15 protein-coding genes are annotated in these 15,232 nt (G+C 72.6%); 6 read left to right on the top strand and 9 right to left on the bottom strand.

What is annotated here, in order from left to right; all coding sequences use genetic code 11:
* Positions 1 to 32 precede the first annotated feature (32 nt).
* Genes SNA_RS00785 through SNA_RS00765 form a run of 5 tightly spaced genes read right to left on the bottom strand, consistent with a single transcriptional unit; the run spans position 33 to position 5,953 of the window.
* A complete protein-coding gene (locus SNA_RS00785) occupies positions 33 to 830 on the bottom strand; it encodes a type III pantothenate kinase (protein ID WP_044362525.1) in 798 nt (265 codons plus the stop codon).
* Between the two features lie 5 nt (positions 831 to 835).
* Positions 836 to 1,909, bottom strand: coding sequence for a carboxylating nicotinate-nucleotide diphosphorylase (gene nadC / locus SNA_RS00780; protein WP_044362523.1), 1,074 nt, complete (start codon positions 1,907 to 1,909; stop codon positions 836 to 838).
* On the bottom strand, positions 1,906 to 3,678 hold the full coding sequence (locus tag SNA_RS00775) for an L-aspartate oxidase (protein ID WP_044362521.1): 1,773 nt from the start codon (positions 3,676 to 3,678) through the stop codon (positions 1,906 to 1,908). Before SNA_RS00775 ends, nadC begins: the two co-directional genes overlap by 4 nt.
* The gene (gene panC, locus SNA_RS00770; protein ID WP_044362520.1) at positions 3,675 to 4,844 is read right to left on the bottom strand and encodes a pantoate--beta-alanine ligase; all 1,170 of its coding nucleotides are present in this window, start codon (positions 4,842 to 4,844) and stop codon (positions 3,675 to 3,677) included. Before panC ends, SNA_RS00775 begins: the two co-directional genes overlap by 4 nt.
* A complete protein-coding gene (locus SNA_RS00765) occupies positions 4,841 to 5,953 on the bottom strand; it encodes a Rossmann-like and DUF2520 domain-containing protein (protein WP_338059792.1) in 1,113 nt (370 codons plus the stop codon). The genes panC and SNA_RS00765 overlap by 4 nt, the downstream gene beginning before the upstream one ends.
* A gap of 303 nt (positions 5,954 to 6,256) precedes the next feature.
* Between SNA_RS00765 and SNA_RS00760 the strand changes: the two genes are divergently transcribed.
* The gene (locus SNA_RS00760) at positions 6,257 to 7,534 is read left to right on the top strand and encodes a threonine aldolase family protein (RefSeq protein WP_078969595.1); all 1,278 of its coding nucleotides are present in this window, start codon (positions 6,257 to 6,259) and stop codon (positions 7,532 to 7,534) included.
* A gap of 76 nt (positions 7,535 to 7,610) precedes the next feature.
* On the opposite strand, the gene SNA_RS00755 is transcribed toward SNA_RS00760, so the two are convergent.
* Positions 7,611 to 7,805: a hypothetical protein gene (locus SNA_RS00755; protein WP_030066168.1), complete on the bottom strand. Its 195-nt coding sequence runs from the start codon at positions 7,803 to 7,805 to the stop codon at positions 7,611 to 7,613.
* Between the two features lie 441 nt (positions 7,806 to 8,246).
* On the opposite strand from SNA_RS00755, the gene SNA_RS00745 reads away from it, so the two are divergent.
* Both SNA_RS00745 and SNA_RS43560 read left to right on the top strand, forming a co-directional pair.
* On the top strand, positions 8,247 to 9,188 hold the full coding sequence (locus SNA_RS00745) for a helix-turn-helix domain-containing protein (protein WP_044362519.1): 942 nt from the start codon (positions 8,247 to 8,249) through the stop codon (positions 9,186 to 9,188).
* Positions 9,145 to 9,285 (top strand): DUF397 domain-containing protein, encoded by a 141-nt coding sequence (locus tag SNA_RS43560; protein WP_241779506.1) that lies wholly within the window; start codon positions 9,145 to 9,147, stop codon positions 9,283 to 9,285. The genes SNA_RS00745 and SNA_RS43560 overlap by 44 nt, the downstream gene beginning before the upstream one ends.
* 3 nt (positions 9,286 to 9,288) lie before the next feature.
* On the opposite strand, the gene SNA_RS00740 is transcribed toward SNA_RS43560, so the two are convergent.
* Entirely contained in the window at positions 9,289 to 9,528 is a 240-nt protein-coding gene (locus SNA_RS00740) for a hypothetical protein (RefSeq protein ID WP_044362518.1), read from the bottom strand.
* 146 nt (positions 9,529 to 9,674) lie between these two features.
* On the opposite strand from SNA_RS00740, the gene SNA_RS00735 reads away from it, so the two are divergent.
* A complete protein-coding gene (locus SNA_RS00735) occupies positions 9,675 to 10,793 on the top strand; it encodes a DUF5937 family protein (protein ID WP_030066164.1) in 1,119 nt (372 codons plus the stop codon).
* A gap of 62 nt (positions 10,794 to 10,855) precedes the next feature.
* On the opposite strand, the gene SNA_RS00730 is transcribed toward SNA_RS00735, so the two are convergent.
* Both SNA_RS00730 and SNA_RS00725 read right to left on the bottom strand, forming a co-directional pair.
* Positions 10,856 to 11,551 carry a response regulator gene (locus SNA_RS00730; protein WP_030066163.1) on the bottom strand — a complete coding sequence of 232 codons (696 nt, stop codon included), beginning with the start codon at positions 11,549 to 11,551 and terminating at the stop codon, positions 10,856 to 10,858.
* Between the two features lie 61 nt (positions 11,552 to 11,612).
* Entirely contained in the window at positions 11,613 to 12,818 is a 1,206-nt protein-coding gene (locus SNA_RS00725) for a sensor histidine kinase (protein WP_030066162.1), read from the bottom strand.
* Positions 12,819 to 13,001: 183 nt separating this feature from the next.
* Here SNA_RS00725 and SNA_RS00720 point away from each other — a divergent pair, with 183 nt between their 5' ends.
* Both SNA_RS00720 and SNA_RS00715 read left to right on the top strand, forming a co-directional pair.
* Positions 13,002 to 14,012 carry an SAM-dependent methyltransferase gene (locus SNA_RS00720; protein WP_044362517.1) on the top strand — a complete coding sequence of 337 codons (1,011 nt, stop codon included), beginning with the start codon at positions 13,002 to 13,004 and terminating at the stop codon, positions 14,010 to 14,012.
* 66 nt (positions 14,013 to 14,078) lie between these two features.
* Positions 14,079 to 15,221, top strand: a complete 1,143-nt coding sequence (locus SNA_RS00715) for an NADH-quinone oxidoreductase subunit D (protein ID WP_044362516.1) — start codon at positions 14,079 to 14,081, stop codon at positions 15,219 to 15,221.
* Positions 15,222 to 15,232: the final 11 nt, after the last annotated feature.

Here is a 15,232-nt window from a genome sequence, read left to right as displayed (position 1 = left end):
AGGACCGGGCCACGCTCACGACCAAGCCACGCTCACGACCGGGCGACGTTGCGCTCGTAGACCATGCGCAGGCCGATGAGGGTCAGCCACGGCTCGTGGCAGTCGATCACCGAGGACTCCCCCAGGACCATCGGGGCCAGGCCGCCGGTGGCGATCACGGTCACCTCGTCCGGGTCCTCGGCCAGCTCCCGGGCCATCCGCTGCACCACACCGTCCACCTGGCCCGCGAAGCCGTAGAGGATGCCGGACTGCATCGCCTCGACGGTGTTCTTGCCGATGACGCTGCGCGGCCGGGCCAGCTCGATCTTGCGCAGCTGGGCGCCCTTGACGCCCAGCGCATCCACCGAGATCTCGATGCCCGGGGCGATCACGCCGCCGACGTACTCGCCGCGGGTGCTGACCGCGTCGAAGGTGGTGGCCGTACCGAAGTCCACCACGATCGCCGGGCCTCCGTAGAGCTCGACGGCCGCCAGGGAGTTGATGATCCGGTCGGCGCCGACCTCCTTGGGGTTGTCCATCAGGACCGGCACGCCCGTCTTGACGCCGGGCTCCACCAGGACGGCGGGCACGTCCCCGTAGTAGCGGCGGGTGACCTCGCGCAGCTCGTGCAGGACGGAGGGGACGGTGGAGCAGATGGCGATGCCCTCGATGCCGTCGCCCAGGTCGTCGCCGAGGAGCGGGTGCATCCCCATCAGGCCCTGGAGGAGCACGGCCAGTTCGTCGGCGGTGCGGCGGGCGTCGGTGGAGATGCGCCAGTGTTCGACGATCTCGTCGCCGTCGAAGAGGCCGAGGACGGTGTGGGTGTTGCCCACGTCGATGGTCAGGAGCATGGCGGTCAGTGGTCCTCGTCCCGGGCGTCGGCCCCGGCCTGGTGGGCGTCCTCGGCCTGGCCGTCGTCCTCGCGCAGGTCGAGGCCGATGTCGAGGATCGGGGAGGAGTGGGTGAGCGCGCCGACGGCCAGGTAGTCGACGCCGGTCTCCGCGTAGGCGCGGGCGGTCTCGGGGGTCAGGCGGCCGGAGGACTCCAGCATCGCGCGGCCCGCGACCAGTTCCACGGCCTGCCGGGTCTGCTCCGGGGTGAAGTTGTCCAGCAGGATCAGATCGGCGCCCTCGTCGAGGATCGGCGGGATCTGGTCGAGCCGGTCGACCTCCACCTCGATGGCCAGGCCCGGGAATTCGTCCCGTACGGCCCGGAACGCCGCGGCCACGCCGCCCGCCGCGACCACGTGGTTGTCCTTGATCAGCGCGGCGTCCGACAGCGACATCCGGTGGTTGACGCCGCCGCCGCAGCGCACCGCGAACTTCTCCAGCGACCGCAGCCCCGGCGTCGTCTTACGGGTGTCGCGCACCTTGGCCTTGGTGCCCTCCAGGAGGTCCGCCCAGCGGCGGGTGGCGGTCGCGATGCCCGACAGGCGGCACAGGATGTTCAGCGCGCTGCGCTCGCCGGTGAGCAGATCGCGGGTGCGGGTGGTGACGGACAGCAGCTTGGTGCCGGCCTCGACCCGGTCGCCGTCCTCGACGTGCCGCTCGACCTCGAACTCGTCGGTGCACACGATGGACAGCACCGCCTCGGCGACCCGCAGCCCGGCGACCGTACCGGCCTCGCGGGCGGTGAAGTCACCGGTGGCGACGGCGTCTTCGGGGATGGTGGCCACGGTGGTGACGTCCACGCCCTGGTCGAGGTCCTCCTCGACGGCCATGTGCGCGATGTCCTCGACCTGTACGGGGTCGAGCCCGGCGGCCACCAGGAGCGCGGCCAGGTCGGGGTCGAGGCCGCAGGTCAGCGGGTCCAGCTCGTACGCGTCCTCGTCGCCGGCGCAGCCGCAGGCATCGCCGCAGCCGCCGGTCGGTTCGCCGGAGGGCCGTCCGCCGATCTGGAGGAGGGGGAGGTCGTCGGGGATGCTGCTCACGGGTTCGGCTCCGTCTCGGGCTGAGGGGTGGGAAGGCTGTCGGGCTGGGTGGCGGGGAAGCCGGCGGAGTCCGTGGCGCGGAACTCCACCGTGTGGGGCGGCCGGAAGGTGACCACGGAGTGGCGCCGCCAGGCCGCATCGTCGCGGTCGGGGTGGTCCTCGCGCCAGTGGCAGCCGCGGGTCTCCTCGCGGCTGCGGGCACCGGCGACCAGAACGCGCGCCACCAGCAGCAGGTTGGTGGCCTCCCAGGCGTCCACACCGGGCTCCGCGGCCTTGCCGTCCGCCGAGTCGGCAGCGGTCTTGGAGGTCAGCCGGACGAGCGCCTGGTACGCCTCCGCCAGGCTCGCACGGGAACGCAGCACTCCGGCGCCCGCGGTCATGATCCGCTGGATCTCGAAGCGCGCCTCGGGCGGGAGCAGCGGGACGGGCGGCGCGTCGGGCAGCAGGTGCTCGCCGGGCCGCCGCACCGGACCGGCCGCGATGTCGTCGGCGATCCGCTCCGCGAACACCAGCCCCTCCAGGAGGGAGTTGGAGGCCAGCCGGTTGGCGCCGTGCACACCGGTGCAGGCGACCTCACCGCAGGCGTAGAGGCCGGGCACGGTGGTCCGCCCGTGCAGGTCGGTGCGCACGCCGCCGGAGGCGTAGTGGGCGGCCGGGGCGACCGGGATCGGCTCGGTGACCGGGTCGATGCCGTGGGCGCGGCAGGCGGCGAGGATGGTCGGGAAGCGGTGCTCCCACATCTCGGCGCCGAAGTGCCGGGCGTCCAGGTACATGTGCTCGGCGCCCTGCTCCTGGGCCCGCCGCGTGATCGCCTTGGCGACGATGTCGCGCGGTGCCAGTTCGGCCAGTTCGTGCTGCCCGACCATGAACCGGGTCCCGTCGGCGTCGACGAGATACGCGCCCTCGCCCCGTACGGCCTCGGAGATCAGCGGCTGCTGACCCTCCGCGTCCCGCCCCAAGTACAGGACGGTGGGGTGGAATTGGACGAATTCCAGGTCGGAGACCTCGGCCCCGGCGCGCAGGGCGAGCGCGACGCCGTCCCCGGTGGAGACGGCCGGGTTGGTGGTCGCGGAGAAGACCTGGCCCATGCCCCCGGTGGCGAGGACGACCGCCGGCGCGTGCACGGCGCCCACCCCGTCGTGCTGGCCCTCGCCCATGACGTGCAGGGTGACGCCGGACGTACGGCCCTGCGCGTCCGTGAGCAGGTCCAGGACCAGGGCGTTCTCGATGGTGCGCAGTCCGGCGGCGCGGACCGCCTCGACCAGGGCGCGGGAGATCTCGGCCCCGGTGGCGTCGCCTCCGGCGTGCGCGATCCGGCGGCGGTGGTGACCGCCCTCCCGGGTGAGCGCGATCTCGTCGCTATCAGGCGCGGTGTCGAAACGGGCACCGGCCCCGATGAGGCGGTGGACGGCGTCCGGCCCCTCGGTCACCAGGGTCCGTACGGCCTCCTCGTCGCACAGTCCGGCACCCGCGACGAGGGTGTCGGCCAGATGCTGCTCGGGGCTGTCGCCGTCACCGAGGGCCGCGGCGATACCGCCCTGGGCCCACCGGGTGGAGCCGTCGTCGAGGCGGGCCTTGGTGACCACGACCGTACGGCGCCCGGCGGCGGCGCAGCGCAGGGCGGCGGTCAGCCCGGCCACCCCGGAGCCCACCACGACCACGTCGGCGTCGATGGCCCAGCCGGGGGCGGGGGCGGTCAGGCGTATGCCGGGTGCGGGGGCGGCGGCTATCGCGTGGCCGGGGCCGGTTCCTGTTCCGGTGGCGGTCATCGGGGCGCTCCGAGGGGGCCTTGGGGAGTGGTGGTGGGTGTGGGGGTGGCGGGGGTGCCGGAGGTGGTCTCCGTCTTGTCCGGTGTGGACGCGGAGGCCGTTGCAGCGGCAGTGGCAGTGGCCGTAGCTGTGCCCGTGCCCGGCGCCGGGCGGAAGACCAGGCGGACGTTGTCGATGAGGCGGGTGGTGCCGACCTTGGCGGCCACCGCGAGGACCGCCTCGCCCTCGTACGTGTCCGGGACCTCGGTGAAGTCGGACGGATCGACCAGGGCCAGATAGTCCAGTTCGAGCGGCGGATCGAGGTGGGCCGCGTCCGTCAGCACCGCTTGCGCCGCGGTGCGGGCCACGGAGGGGCCGTGCGACGGGCCGGCGGCGGCGCAGGCCACGGCATGCGCGTCGGCGGCGGCCCGGTCCTCCCCCAGGGCCGCCAGGGCCGCTGCCCGGTCCTGTGCGGGGTGCCCGACGGAGGCGGCGCGGGCGCGCAGCGCCTCCTCGGCGGCGAGCCGGTCGCGGGCCGCGTACAGCGCGGCGGACAGCGCGAGCGCGGTGCGGCGCTCGGGGGCGGACAGATAGCGGTTACGGCTGGAGAGGGCCAGTCCGTCGTCCTCACGGACCGTCGGCACACCCACGATCTCCACGGGGAAGTTCAGATCGGTGGCCATCCGGCTGATCACCGCGAGCTGCTGGGCGTCCTTCTGCCCGAAGAAGGCGATGTCGGGGGCCGTCAGATGCAGCAGTTTGGCGACGACGGTGAGCACCCCGTCGAAGTGCCCGGGGCGGCTGGCGCCCTCCAGGAGCGTGCCCATCGGCCCCGCGGCGATCCGGATCTGCGGCTCCCCGCCCGGATAGACCTCGTCGGCCGACGGCGCGAACACCACGTCCGCGCCCGCCTCCGTTGCCAGCACCACATCCGCGTCCAGAGTCCGCGGGTAGCGGTCCAGGTCCTCCCCCGCCCCGAACTGGAGCGGATTGACGAACACCGTGACCACGACCTGCCCCTGCGCCCCGACCCGCGCACGGGCGGCCCGGACCAAGGTGGCGTGCCCCTCGTGCAGCGCGCCCATGGTCATCACGACGGCACGGGCGCCGGTGTGGCGGGGCAGGTCGCGCAGGGCGGCGGCGGTGTGGAGGAGGCGGCCGGCGGGAGGCGGGGGCGAGGTGGTCATCGGTCGCCTCCGGTGGGGCCGTTGTCGTCGGGGGCGGTGCCGTTGCCGTCGGAGTTGGTGTGGCCGGGGTCTTCCTGGTCGGCGGCCTTGTCGCTGGGGCCGTTGCCGCTGGGCCCGTCGGCGTCCTTGCGGCCGGGGCCGTTGCCATCGGCGCGTGGGGTGTCGGGGGCGGGCCCGGCGAGCACGCCGAGGAGGTCCTCGGCCAGTTCCGGCTTGAGCAGGCCGTGGGCCAGCGCCCGGTCCGCGGTCGTACGGGCCATCGCGAGATACCCGGCCACGCTCTGCGGCGCATGCCGGCGCAGCTCCGCGACATGGGCGGCGACCGTGCCCGCGTCACCGCGCGCCACCGGCCCGGTCAGGGCGGCGTCACCGGAGCGCAGCGCATTGTCCAGGGCCGCACCGAGCAGCGGGCCGAGCATCCGGTCCGGGGCCGTCACACCGGCCTTGCCGAGCAGCTCCATGGCCTGGGCGACCAGCGTGACCAGGTGATTGGCGCCGATGGCGAGGGCCGCGTGATAGAGCGGACGCGCCGATTCCGCGATCCACTCGGGCTCCCCGCCCATCTCGATGACCAGCGCCTCGGCCGCCATCCGCAGCTCCTCGGGCGCCGTCACCCCGAACGAGCACCCGGCCAGCCGCTGGACGTCCACGGAGGTGCCGGTGAAGGTCATGGCCGGGTGCAGCGCGAGGGGCAGCGCACCGGCTCGCGTGGCCGGGTCCAGCACGGCCGTGCCGTAGCGCCCCGAGGTGTGCACCAGCAGCTGGCCGGGCCGTACGGCACCGGTCTCGGCGAGGCCGCGCACCAGGTCGGCGAGGGCATCGTCGGGGACGGTCAGCAGCACCAGCTCGGCGCGGGCGAGCACCTCGGCCGGGGTGACCAGCGGGACGTCGGGGAGCAGCTCGGCGGCACGGCGTACGGAGGCGTCGGAGACCCCCGAAACGGCGACCGGACGGTGCCCCGCAAGCCGCAGCGACGCGGCGAGGGCGGGCCCGACACGGCCCGCGCCGACGACTCCGACGGTGAGCCGGGCGGGGCGTTCGTGGGGCGCTGGGGGTCCCCCCTGTTCGAGCGGAGCCGAGAACTTGGGGGAGGGTGGGATTGCGTTCACGCGGCGATGGCCTTCCGTTCCAGTCCGCGGGGGGTACCGGACGATTCCTCGCCATGCTACGCGAGTGTTTCCGCCTGGTTCGGGGGCCGTACGAAGCGTGAGACGGGTCATATCCGGCGGACCTTCCGCTCGCCGTCCGCACGCCGGCACGCCCCCGTCCCGCATGCCGTTCCGCACACACCCCACGCGTTATCCACAACTTTATCCACAGGGGTCGCGTGAGCGCCCGAGCCTGCGCCATGCTCACTTCCACGGCACGAACGGATGGCCGGAAAGTCAACGGAAAGGCAGGTGGAGGCCGTGATGGGGGACGTACGGAGGCCGGGCACGGAGACCGGCGGGCCGGGAGTCGGAGAACGGGGAACCGGAGAACCGGGAACCGGGGAGCCGGGAACCGTCGAGATCGGGCGGACCGGATCCGGCGCGGCGGCGGCATCAACGCGGGCACGGCGGATGGCGGCCTGGCGCGGATCGAAGCGGGTCCTCTCGGGCGGCGCCCCCGTCGCGACGCTCCGCGAGCGGCTGGACCGCCTGCTGGCCGAGGCGCCCGCCGCGTACGACCTGGACGACTGGACGGACATCTACGGCAACGACAACGGCATCGTGGGCGAGCTGGAGCGCCGCACCGCCGAGGTCCTGGGCACCGAGGCCGCCGCCTTCTTCCCGACCGGCACGATGGCCCAGCAGGTCGCCCTGCGCTGCTGGGCGGGGCGCACGGGCAGCCGGACGGTCGCCGGGCACCCCCTGTCCCATCTGGAAGTGCATGAACGCGACGCGTATGCCATGGTCAGCGGCCTGCACATGGTGCATCCGACGCGCGCACCACGAATGCCGACCCCGGAGGAGATATACGACCTTCAGGAGCCGTTCGGCACCCTGGCCCTCGAACTGCCGCTGCGGGAGGCCGGGTTCGTCCTCCCCGCATGGGAAGAACTGACGGCCACGGTGGCGGCCGCACGGGACCGCGACGCGGTGATCCACTTCGACGGCGCGCGCCTGTGGGAAAGCGCCCCGCACTTCGGCCGCTCGCTCCCGGAGACGACCGCCCTCGCGGACAGCGTCTATGTCTCGTTCTACAAGTCGCTGGGCGCGACGGCGGGCGCCGCCCTGGCGGGCACGGAGGACTTCATCGAGGAGGCCCGCGCCTGGCGGCACCGCTACGGCGGCCAGCTCTTCCAGCAGTGGCCGACCGCGCTCACCGCCCTCATAGGGCTGGACCGCGAACTGCCACGCCTGCCGGAGTACGTGGCGCACGCCAAGGTCGTCGCGCAGGCCCTGAGCGACGGATTCGCGGACGCCGGCGTGCCGTGGTTCACGGTCCATCCGGCGATCCCGCACACCCACCAGTTCCAGGTGTGGCTGCCGCACCCGCCCGAGGTCCTGAACGAGGCCGGCATACGACTGGCGGAGGAGACACGGACCACCTTGTTCCGCCAGTGGTTCACGCCAGACGCCGCCGCGCCTCCCGGCCTGTCGATGACAGAGGTGACGGTCGCCGCCCCGGCCTTGGAATGGACGGCCGAGGACATCCGCACGGCCACGGCGGAGTTCGCGGCGCGGGTGGCGGGGCTCGGTGGGTGAGCCGTAGAGGGGGCCCGCGCAGGTCGGCCGATTCGGGCATGCCGACGCCGACCCTCCGCCGACCACCGGCCGCCCCTCACCGCTCCCCCGCCGCGCTGCGGTGAGGGTGGCGCCGGATCTCGACATTGCAGTCGGTCGCCCTCGACTTGTCCCCGATGGCGTATGCCCCCGAGCGCTGCCGGTCCAGGGCCCCGCACACATCGCACCCGGCAACCGGCTCGGGCTCCCGTCCCGGTTCCTGGAGGTGAACGGGGCCGCCCAGGCGCCCCATCAGCCCGCCACCTCCATGTCGCGAAGCGCGGGGACGTACGGGCGCACGAGGGGAGAGTCCTCACCGCGCAGCAGCTCCGTGTGCGGTACGGGCCCGCGACGCCGCGCCGCCCTCGGCACGTCCGCGTACCCCGCGGCGGGCGGTACGCAGACGGGCCGATGACGCCCCGTCGCAGGCAGCCAAAGGCGTAGCAGCGACTCGAAGAGCCGGATAACGTGGTGCATGTTGTCGATCCCCACTCTGGGTTGATGGCCACGCCCCCGGACGTCCACCAACGTCGCGGGGGTTTTGTGTGTGGCCGGGTGCTCTCACCGGGCATGCGAAAACAGGCCGAAATCGGCCCAACAGCCCCTTACTCTGGGTGCGTTCATCGTTGCTCAGTGAGAGGTTCGGTCACCACGCTGAGCGCGTGACAATTGCCAACTGTCACGAAGGGATGCCGTGAACCGACGCAATGCCACGGGGGGATCGGCGGCCACCACGGCCGCCGTGTTCGGCGAGGTGCTGAAGCATCACCGGGAGGCAGCGGGCCTCACCCAGGAAACCCTGGCGCGCAAGGTTCCGTGCGACCGCTCGCACGTGGCGCGCGTCGAGGCGGGCACGCGCGTACCGCAGGACACCTTCGCCAAGGCGTGTGACGAACTGCTCGGCACGGGTGGGGTGTTACTGCGGCTGTGGGGGCGGATCGACTGGTATCCGGAGGTGGAACATCCGGACTGGTTCGAGCGCAGGGCCGAGATGGACGCTGAAGCGGTGGCTCTGCGGGAGTATCAAGAACAGGTCATCCCGGGTCTGTTGCAGACCCGGGACTACGCGCACGCGTTGTTCTCCCAGATCGCCAGCGGCAATGAGGTAGACAAGCGCGTTCGGGCCCGCATGAGTCGCCAACCTCGCTTTTTGGTCGACGATGGCCCGCTGTACGTCGCCGTCCTGGACGAGACGTGCCTGCGCAACGCGGTAGGCAGGCCGGAGGTCATGCGTGCCCAATGCGCGCACCTGCTGAGCGTTGCGCAGCGCCCCAACATCCGTATCCAGGTGGCCCCAGCGGAACTTTTCGGGCTCGTTCGCCCCCGTAGCTCCATGTCACTGATCGACCTGGCCAACGAGCGGTGGGTGTATTCAGAATCGCTGGACCGCGGCCATTTCAACAACGATCCGACCGCCTACACGCGCCACAGCCACACATATGATGTGCTACGGGCGGACATCCCGTCAGCCCGAGAGTCCGCCGCTCTGATCAGCGACGCGATGGAAGGGTACGAGCAGCATGGACAGGCACGAACTCAGCGCGGCGTCCTGGACCAAGAGCAGCTACAGCGGCAACAACGGGGGCAACTGCATCGAAGTAGCCCCCGGTACCCCCGACTTCGTCCCCGTCCGTGACAGCAAGGACCCGCACGGCCCCGCGCTCGTCTTCCCCACCGCCGACTGGTCCTCCTTCATCACCGCGGTCAAAGGCGGGGAGTTTCCCCCTGCCTGACCGTCAGCGGCACCGCGCGGGCGCCTCCTGGGCGAGGCCCAAGGCCGCCGCCGTCCGGCGTACGGTGCGGGCCAGGCGGCCCGGGAGTCGGTCGGTCGGCGCCGTGACGACGGTCCGGAAGCGCAGCCACCCCTGGATTTCCCGGGCGGTGCTGACGGTGCCGGCGCCCGGCAGGATGGGGGCCGCCTCGCCCCGTTGGGCGGCGCGGTACGTGTCGAGCATGTGCTGCTGGGATGCGTTCATGGCAGTCAGCCTGCGCCGGTGCCGCCCTCCGGGGCCCGTCGATTGACGGGAGCAGTCAAATGACGTCGCCGCAGGTCGGGGCACACGCATGATGGACCATGAAGGCAGGAGCGCAGCCGGCGCCTGAAACGAACGGGGGCAGGTTCATGAGTGTGTGGATCGACATCGCGGGGCTGCCCGACGAGCGCATCGTCTTCGCCCCGTCGCCGCTGTCAGAGCTGGGCTTCGCCCTGCACACCCTCGCCGAACCCGCCCACCACCCGGGGCTGCACGGCTGGACCACCGCCACCACCGCAGCCCTCAAGCCCGACCTCGCCGACCGGCTGCACGAGGCGGTCTTCCTGTGGGGCTCGACGTTCTCCGACATCACCACCGCGTTCGCCGCACTTCCGGACCGTGCCGGGCAGCCGGGCACCACGCTCGCGGAGGACCTGGACCTGCTGGACCGGATGGAGGACGAGCGGTATGTGGCCGCCGCGCTGGAGATCTCCTGCTCCAGCGCGTACTGCGACGGCGGCCCCTCGCCGCTGGTCGACGCCCGTGCCCGGGAGCAGGCGCTGGCGCGGGCCACCGCCCGTGGCCCGCGGCAGGCGGATTTCGCCCGGCGGCTGCTCGCCGACCCGCCCGGCGTACGCGCCTGGATCCGCCGCCTGTTCGAGGACTGTGAGCAGGCGTTCTTTGCGGACGTCTGGCAGCGCGTGCGGGTGCAGCTGGCCGCCGACGCCCGGCACAAGACCGAAGTGCTGCGCCGCAAGGGGCTGGCCGAGGCGCTGGCGGAGGTGTCGCCCGCGGTGTCGCTGGACGAGGAGCAGTCCCGCATCGTCGTCGACAAGATGGCTCACGGCCGCACCACGGCGGTGGACCCGGCGGTCGGCGCGGGCGTGACGTTCATACCGTCGACCTTCGGCTGGCCCCATCTGCTGTCGCTGCACGCGCCCGGCTGGCGACCGGTGATCATTTACCCCGCCGCGGCGCCCGAGATGTCCAACCCGCCCTCGGTGGAGCTGCTGGAGAGCCGGCTGGCAGCACTGGCCCACCCGATGCGGATCCGGATCTGCCGCGCTCTGGCGCGTACCGCCCACACCACGGGCGAGTTGGCCGCGGCGAACGGCATCAGCGCGCCCGAGGTCTCCCGCCATGTCGCGACGCTGAAGAAGGCCGGGCTGATCCAGACCCGGCGCCGTGGCCGGTATGTGCTGCACCAGCTGGACCTCCAGGTGGTGGCCCGGCTGGGCAGCGACTTCCTGGAGGGCGTACTGCGCTGAGCGGGCGGGCCGCCGTCGAGGCGATCGGGAGCCGCAGCCGATCCCAGCCGTCGCTCGCGCCCTTACGCCGCCCCGCCGCCCCCGGCCCGTACCAGCCCCGTCTCGTACGCGAGGACCACCGCCTGCACCCGGTCGCGCAGGCTCAGCTTCGTCAGGATGCGGCCCACATGCGTTTTGACCGTAGCCTCCGACAGCACCAGCCGCGCCGCGATCTCGCCGTTCGAGAGCCCCTGCGCGACCAGCAGCAGCACCTCCCGCTCGCGCTCCGTCAGCCGTTCCAGCTCGGGCCGGGCCGGGCCGGCGGAAACGGTGGGCAGCATCGGTGTGAAGCGGTCGAGAAGGCGGCGGGTGGTGGACGGCGCGACGACCGCATCGCCGCTCTCCACTGCGCGGATCGCGGCGAGCAGTTCGCCGGGCGGTACGTCCTTGAGCATGAAGCCGCTGGCCCCGGCCTTCAGTGCGGAGAAGGCGTATTCGTCGAGGTCGAACGTGGTCAGGATGAGGACCTTCGGGGGCTGCGGCGCCCCCTCCTGCTGTCCGCCCCCGCAGATCTGCCGGGTCGCCTCCACCCCGTCCATATGCGGCATCCGGACGTCCATGAGGATCACGTCGACCTGGGTGGAGCGCAGCACCTCCAGGGCTTCCCGCCCGTTGCCCGCCTCCGCGACGACCTCCATGTCGGGTTGCGCGGCGAGCACCATCCGGAATCCGGTGCGCAGCAGCACCTGGTCGTCGACGAGCATCACACGGATGGGCATGGCGGAAAGATCCCTTCAACGGTGGGACTACAGGGTACGAACCGGAGCGAGCCCCCGCCCCTCACCTCTCCGCCTTCAACGGCAGCACCGCGCTGATCCGGAACCCGCCCCCCGGCCGCGGCCCCGCGGTCAGGCTGCCGCCGACCATGCCGACCCGTTCGCGCATGCCGATCAGGCCGTGGCCGAGGCCGTCCGCCCCGCCGTCCTCGTAGAGCTCGTGCTGGGCGCCGCGGCCGTCGTCCTCGATGAGCAGGTCGAGGTCGTTGTCCCGGTAGGCGAGACGGACGGTGGCCGAGGCGTCGGGTCCGCCGTGTTTGCGGGTGTTGGTGAGCGCTTCCTGGACGATGCGGTAGGCGGTCAGTTCGATGCTGCTGGGCAGCGGGCGGGCCTCGCCCTCCACCCGGAAGTCGACGGGCAGTCCGGCGCCGCGTACCTGGTCGATGAGGTCGGCGAGCTGGTCGACGCCCGGCTGGGGGACGTATTCGCCGCCTTCGGCCTGCTCGCCGGTGCGCAGCACGCCGAGCAGGCGGCGCATTTCGGCCAGTGCCTGGCGTCCCGTGCCGGAGATCGTCTCCAGCGCCTGGCGGGTCTGTTCCGGGGCGGCGTCGAGGACGTAGGCGGCGCCGTCGGCCTGGACGACCATGACGGAGACGTTGTGGGCGACGACGTCGTGCAGCTCCCGGGCGATGCGGGCGCGTTCGGCGGCGACGGCGATACGGGACTGTGCCTCGCGCTCCTTCTCCAGGCGGGTGGCCTTTTCCTCCAGTTGGGCCCAGTAGGCGCGGCGGGTGCGCATGGAGTCGCCGAGGACCCAGGCCAGGACGAAGGGGACGGTGAGCAGGGTGGTGAAGAAGACGCCCTGCCATACCGGTGCGCGTTCGGGGAAGTTCTGGAAGCGCCATACGGACAGGGCGGGGCCGAGGAGGGCACCGGCAAGGGCGCACCGGGAGGCCCAGCGGGCGGTGGTGGGGGCGGACGCGACGGTGTAGGTGATCGCGAACATGGCGGCGTCGGGGATGCTGGCGGAGATGCCGAAGATCAGCTGGCAGACGCCGATGACCGCGGTCAGCAGCAGCATCTTGACGGGCGCCTTGCGGCGCAGCGCGACGACGAGGCAGAGGCCGACCGTGAGGACCGCGGCGATGGCGGTCTTGGCGCCGGGGATGCTGGCCGCGATCCACAGACTGCTGAACCCGAGGAGGAGGACGGCCCAGAAGGTGTCCACTCCCGTCGGGTGCCTGCGGAGGAAGTCGTAGAGGCGCTGCACGTAACCCAGCGTAGGCAGGAGGGATACGTGTATGAGTCAACCGGAGGGGCGATCCTGCGCGCCGGGCGTACTCCCCAAGGTGGAGACCGTATGCGCCGGTGCGTCGGCCCTGGGGTCGGCGCCCGGATCAGCCCCTGGGTCCATGCCGGTGGGCCCGTGCCGGGCGGGCCGTACCGTGGGCGGGTGACGAATGAGTGGCAGGGCTGGCGGGACGCGATGGAGCGGGCGCTGTACGGCCCGGACGGTTTCTATACGCGTCCCGGCGGTGCGGGGCCGGCCGGTCATTTCCGTACGTCCGTGCATGTCTCGCCGCTGTTCGCCGGTGCCGTCGCCGCGCTGCTGTGCCGGGTGGATACCGCGTTGGGGCAGCCGTCGGAGCTGGCGCTGGTCGATGTGGGCGCGGGCCGCGGTGAGCTGCTGACGGGGGTGCTGGGGGCGCTGCCGGAGGAGGTGGCCGCGCGGGTGTGTCCGTATGCGGTGGAGCTCGCCGGGCGTCCCGAGGGGCTGGACCGGCGGATCGTGTGGGGCGCGGAGCTGCCGCCGGAGGGTTCGCTGAGCGGGCTGCTGTTCGCGAACGAGTGGCTGGACAATGTGCCGCTGGAGGTCGTCGAGACGGATGGGGACGGCGTGCCGCGGCGGGTGCTCGTAGCGGCCGACGGTGCGGAGCGGCTGGGTGCGCCGGTGGCGGGGGCGGATGCGGAGTGGCTGGCCCGGTGGTGGGCGGTGGCGGGGTCGGGTCCGGGGGTGCGGGCGGAGGTCGGGCGGCCGCGGGATGCGGCCTGGGCGCGGGCGGTGCGCACGTTGCGGGGCGGGCTCGCGGTCGCCGTGGACTATGCGCACCAGGAGGGGGGCCGGCCGCCGTTCGGGACGCTGACCGGGTTCCGCCAGGGGCGGGAGGTGCGGCCGGTGCCGGACGGCAGCTGTGATCTGACGGCGCATGTGGCGATGGATGCGTGCGGGGGGGCGTCGGCGCGGCGGCTGACCCAGCGGGCGGCGCTGCGGGCCCTGGGCGTGGCCGGCCGGCGGCCCCCGTTGTCCCTGGCCTCGGCCGATCCGGCCGCGTATGTGCGGGCCCTGGGGGCGGCCGGTGCGGCGGCGGAGCTGACGGATCCGGCGGGGCTGGGTGCGTTCGGGTGGCTGCTGGAGCCGGTGGGCGGGGCGTGCACTCGGCTGCTCACGGAGTGGGACGAATAAGGCCGAGGGGTGGGACGGCCCAGGGTCAGGGCGGGTGCCGGGCGGGCGTCCTGCGAGACTGGTGCCATGACGGAGACGACGGTCGGCATCGGCGGCGCGGCGGAGAGCACCGACATGGTGCTGAACATCGGCCCGCAGCATCCCTCCACGCACGGCGTGCTGCGGCTGCGCCTGGTGCTGGACGGCGAGCGCATCCAGCACGCCGAGCCGGTGATCGGCTATATGCACCGCGGCGCCGAGAAGCTCTTCGAGGCGCGCGACTACCGCCAGATCATCATGCTCGCCAACCGCCACGACTGGCTGTCGGCGTTCTCCAACGAGCTGGGCGTGGTGATGGCCGTCGAGCGGATGCTGGGGATGGAGGTGCCCGAGCGGGCGGTGTGGACCCGTACGCTCCTGGCCGAGCTGAACCGCGTCCTGAACCATCTGATGTTCCTCGGGTCCTATCCGCTGGAGCTGGGCGGCATCACGCCGGTGTTCTACGCGTTCCGGGAGCGCGAGGAGCTTCAGGAGGTCATGGAGGAGATCTCCGGTGGCCGGATGCACTACATGTTCAACCGGGTCGGCGGCCTCAAGGAGGATCTGCCGGCCGGCTGGCTGGGCCGCGCCCGGCAGGCCGTCGCCGATGTCCGCTCCCGTATGGACGTCTTCGACAATCTGGTCCTGGGCAACGAGATCTTCCGTGGCCGTACCCGCGGCGTGGGCCGGATGACGCCCGAGACGGTGCACTCCTACGGCGTCTCCGGGCCGATCGCCCGCGCCTCGGGGGTCGACTTCGACCTGCGGCGCGATGAGCCGTATCTCGCCTACGGGGAGCTGGGCTCGGTCCTGAAGGTCGTCACGCGCCAGGAGGGCGACTGCCTGGCCCGTTTCGAGTGCCTGCTGGAGCAGAGCCACAACTCGCTCGATCTGGCCGATGCGTGCCTGGACCGCCTGGCCGGGCTGGCGCCGGGTCCGATCAACCAGCGGCTGCCCAAGGTGCTCAAGGCCCCGGAGGGCGCCACCTACGCCTGGACCGAGAACCCGCTCGGCATCAACGGCTACTACCTCGTCTCCAAGGGCGACAAGACGCCCTACCGCCTCAAGCTGCGCTCGGCGTCGTACAACAACATCCAGGCGCTGACAGAATTGCTGCCGGGCACGCTGGTGGCCGACATGGTGGCGATCCTGGGCTCGATGTTCTTCGTGGTCGGCGACATCGACAAGTAAGCGGCACGTAG

Origin of the sequence: Streptomyces natalensis ATCC 27448 (assembly GCF_000935125.1) — a bacterium.
GTDB classification, from domain to species: domain Bacteria; phylum Actinomycetota; class Actinomycetes; order Streptomycetales; family Streptomycetaceae; genus Streptomyces; species Streptomyces natalensis.
The sequence above is the reverse complement of the archived record's forward strand: the minus strand, read 5'-3'. Positions and strand labels throughout refer to the sequence as shown.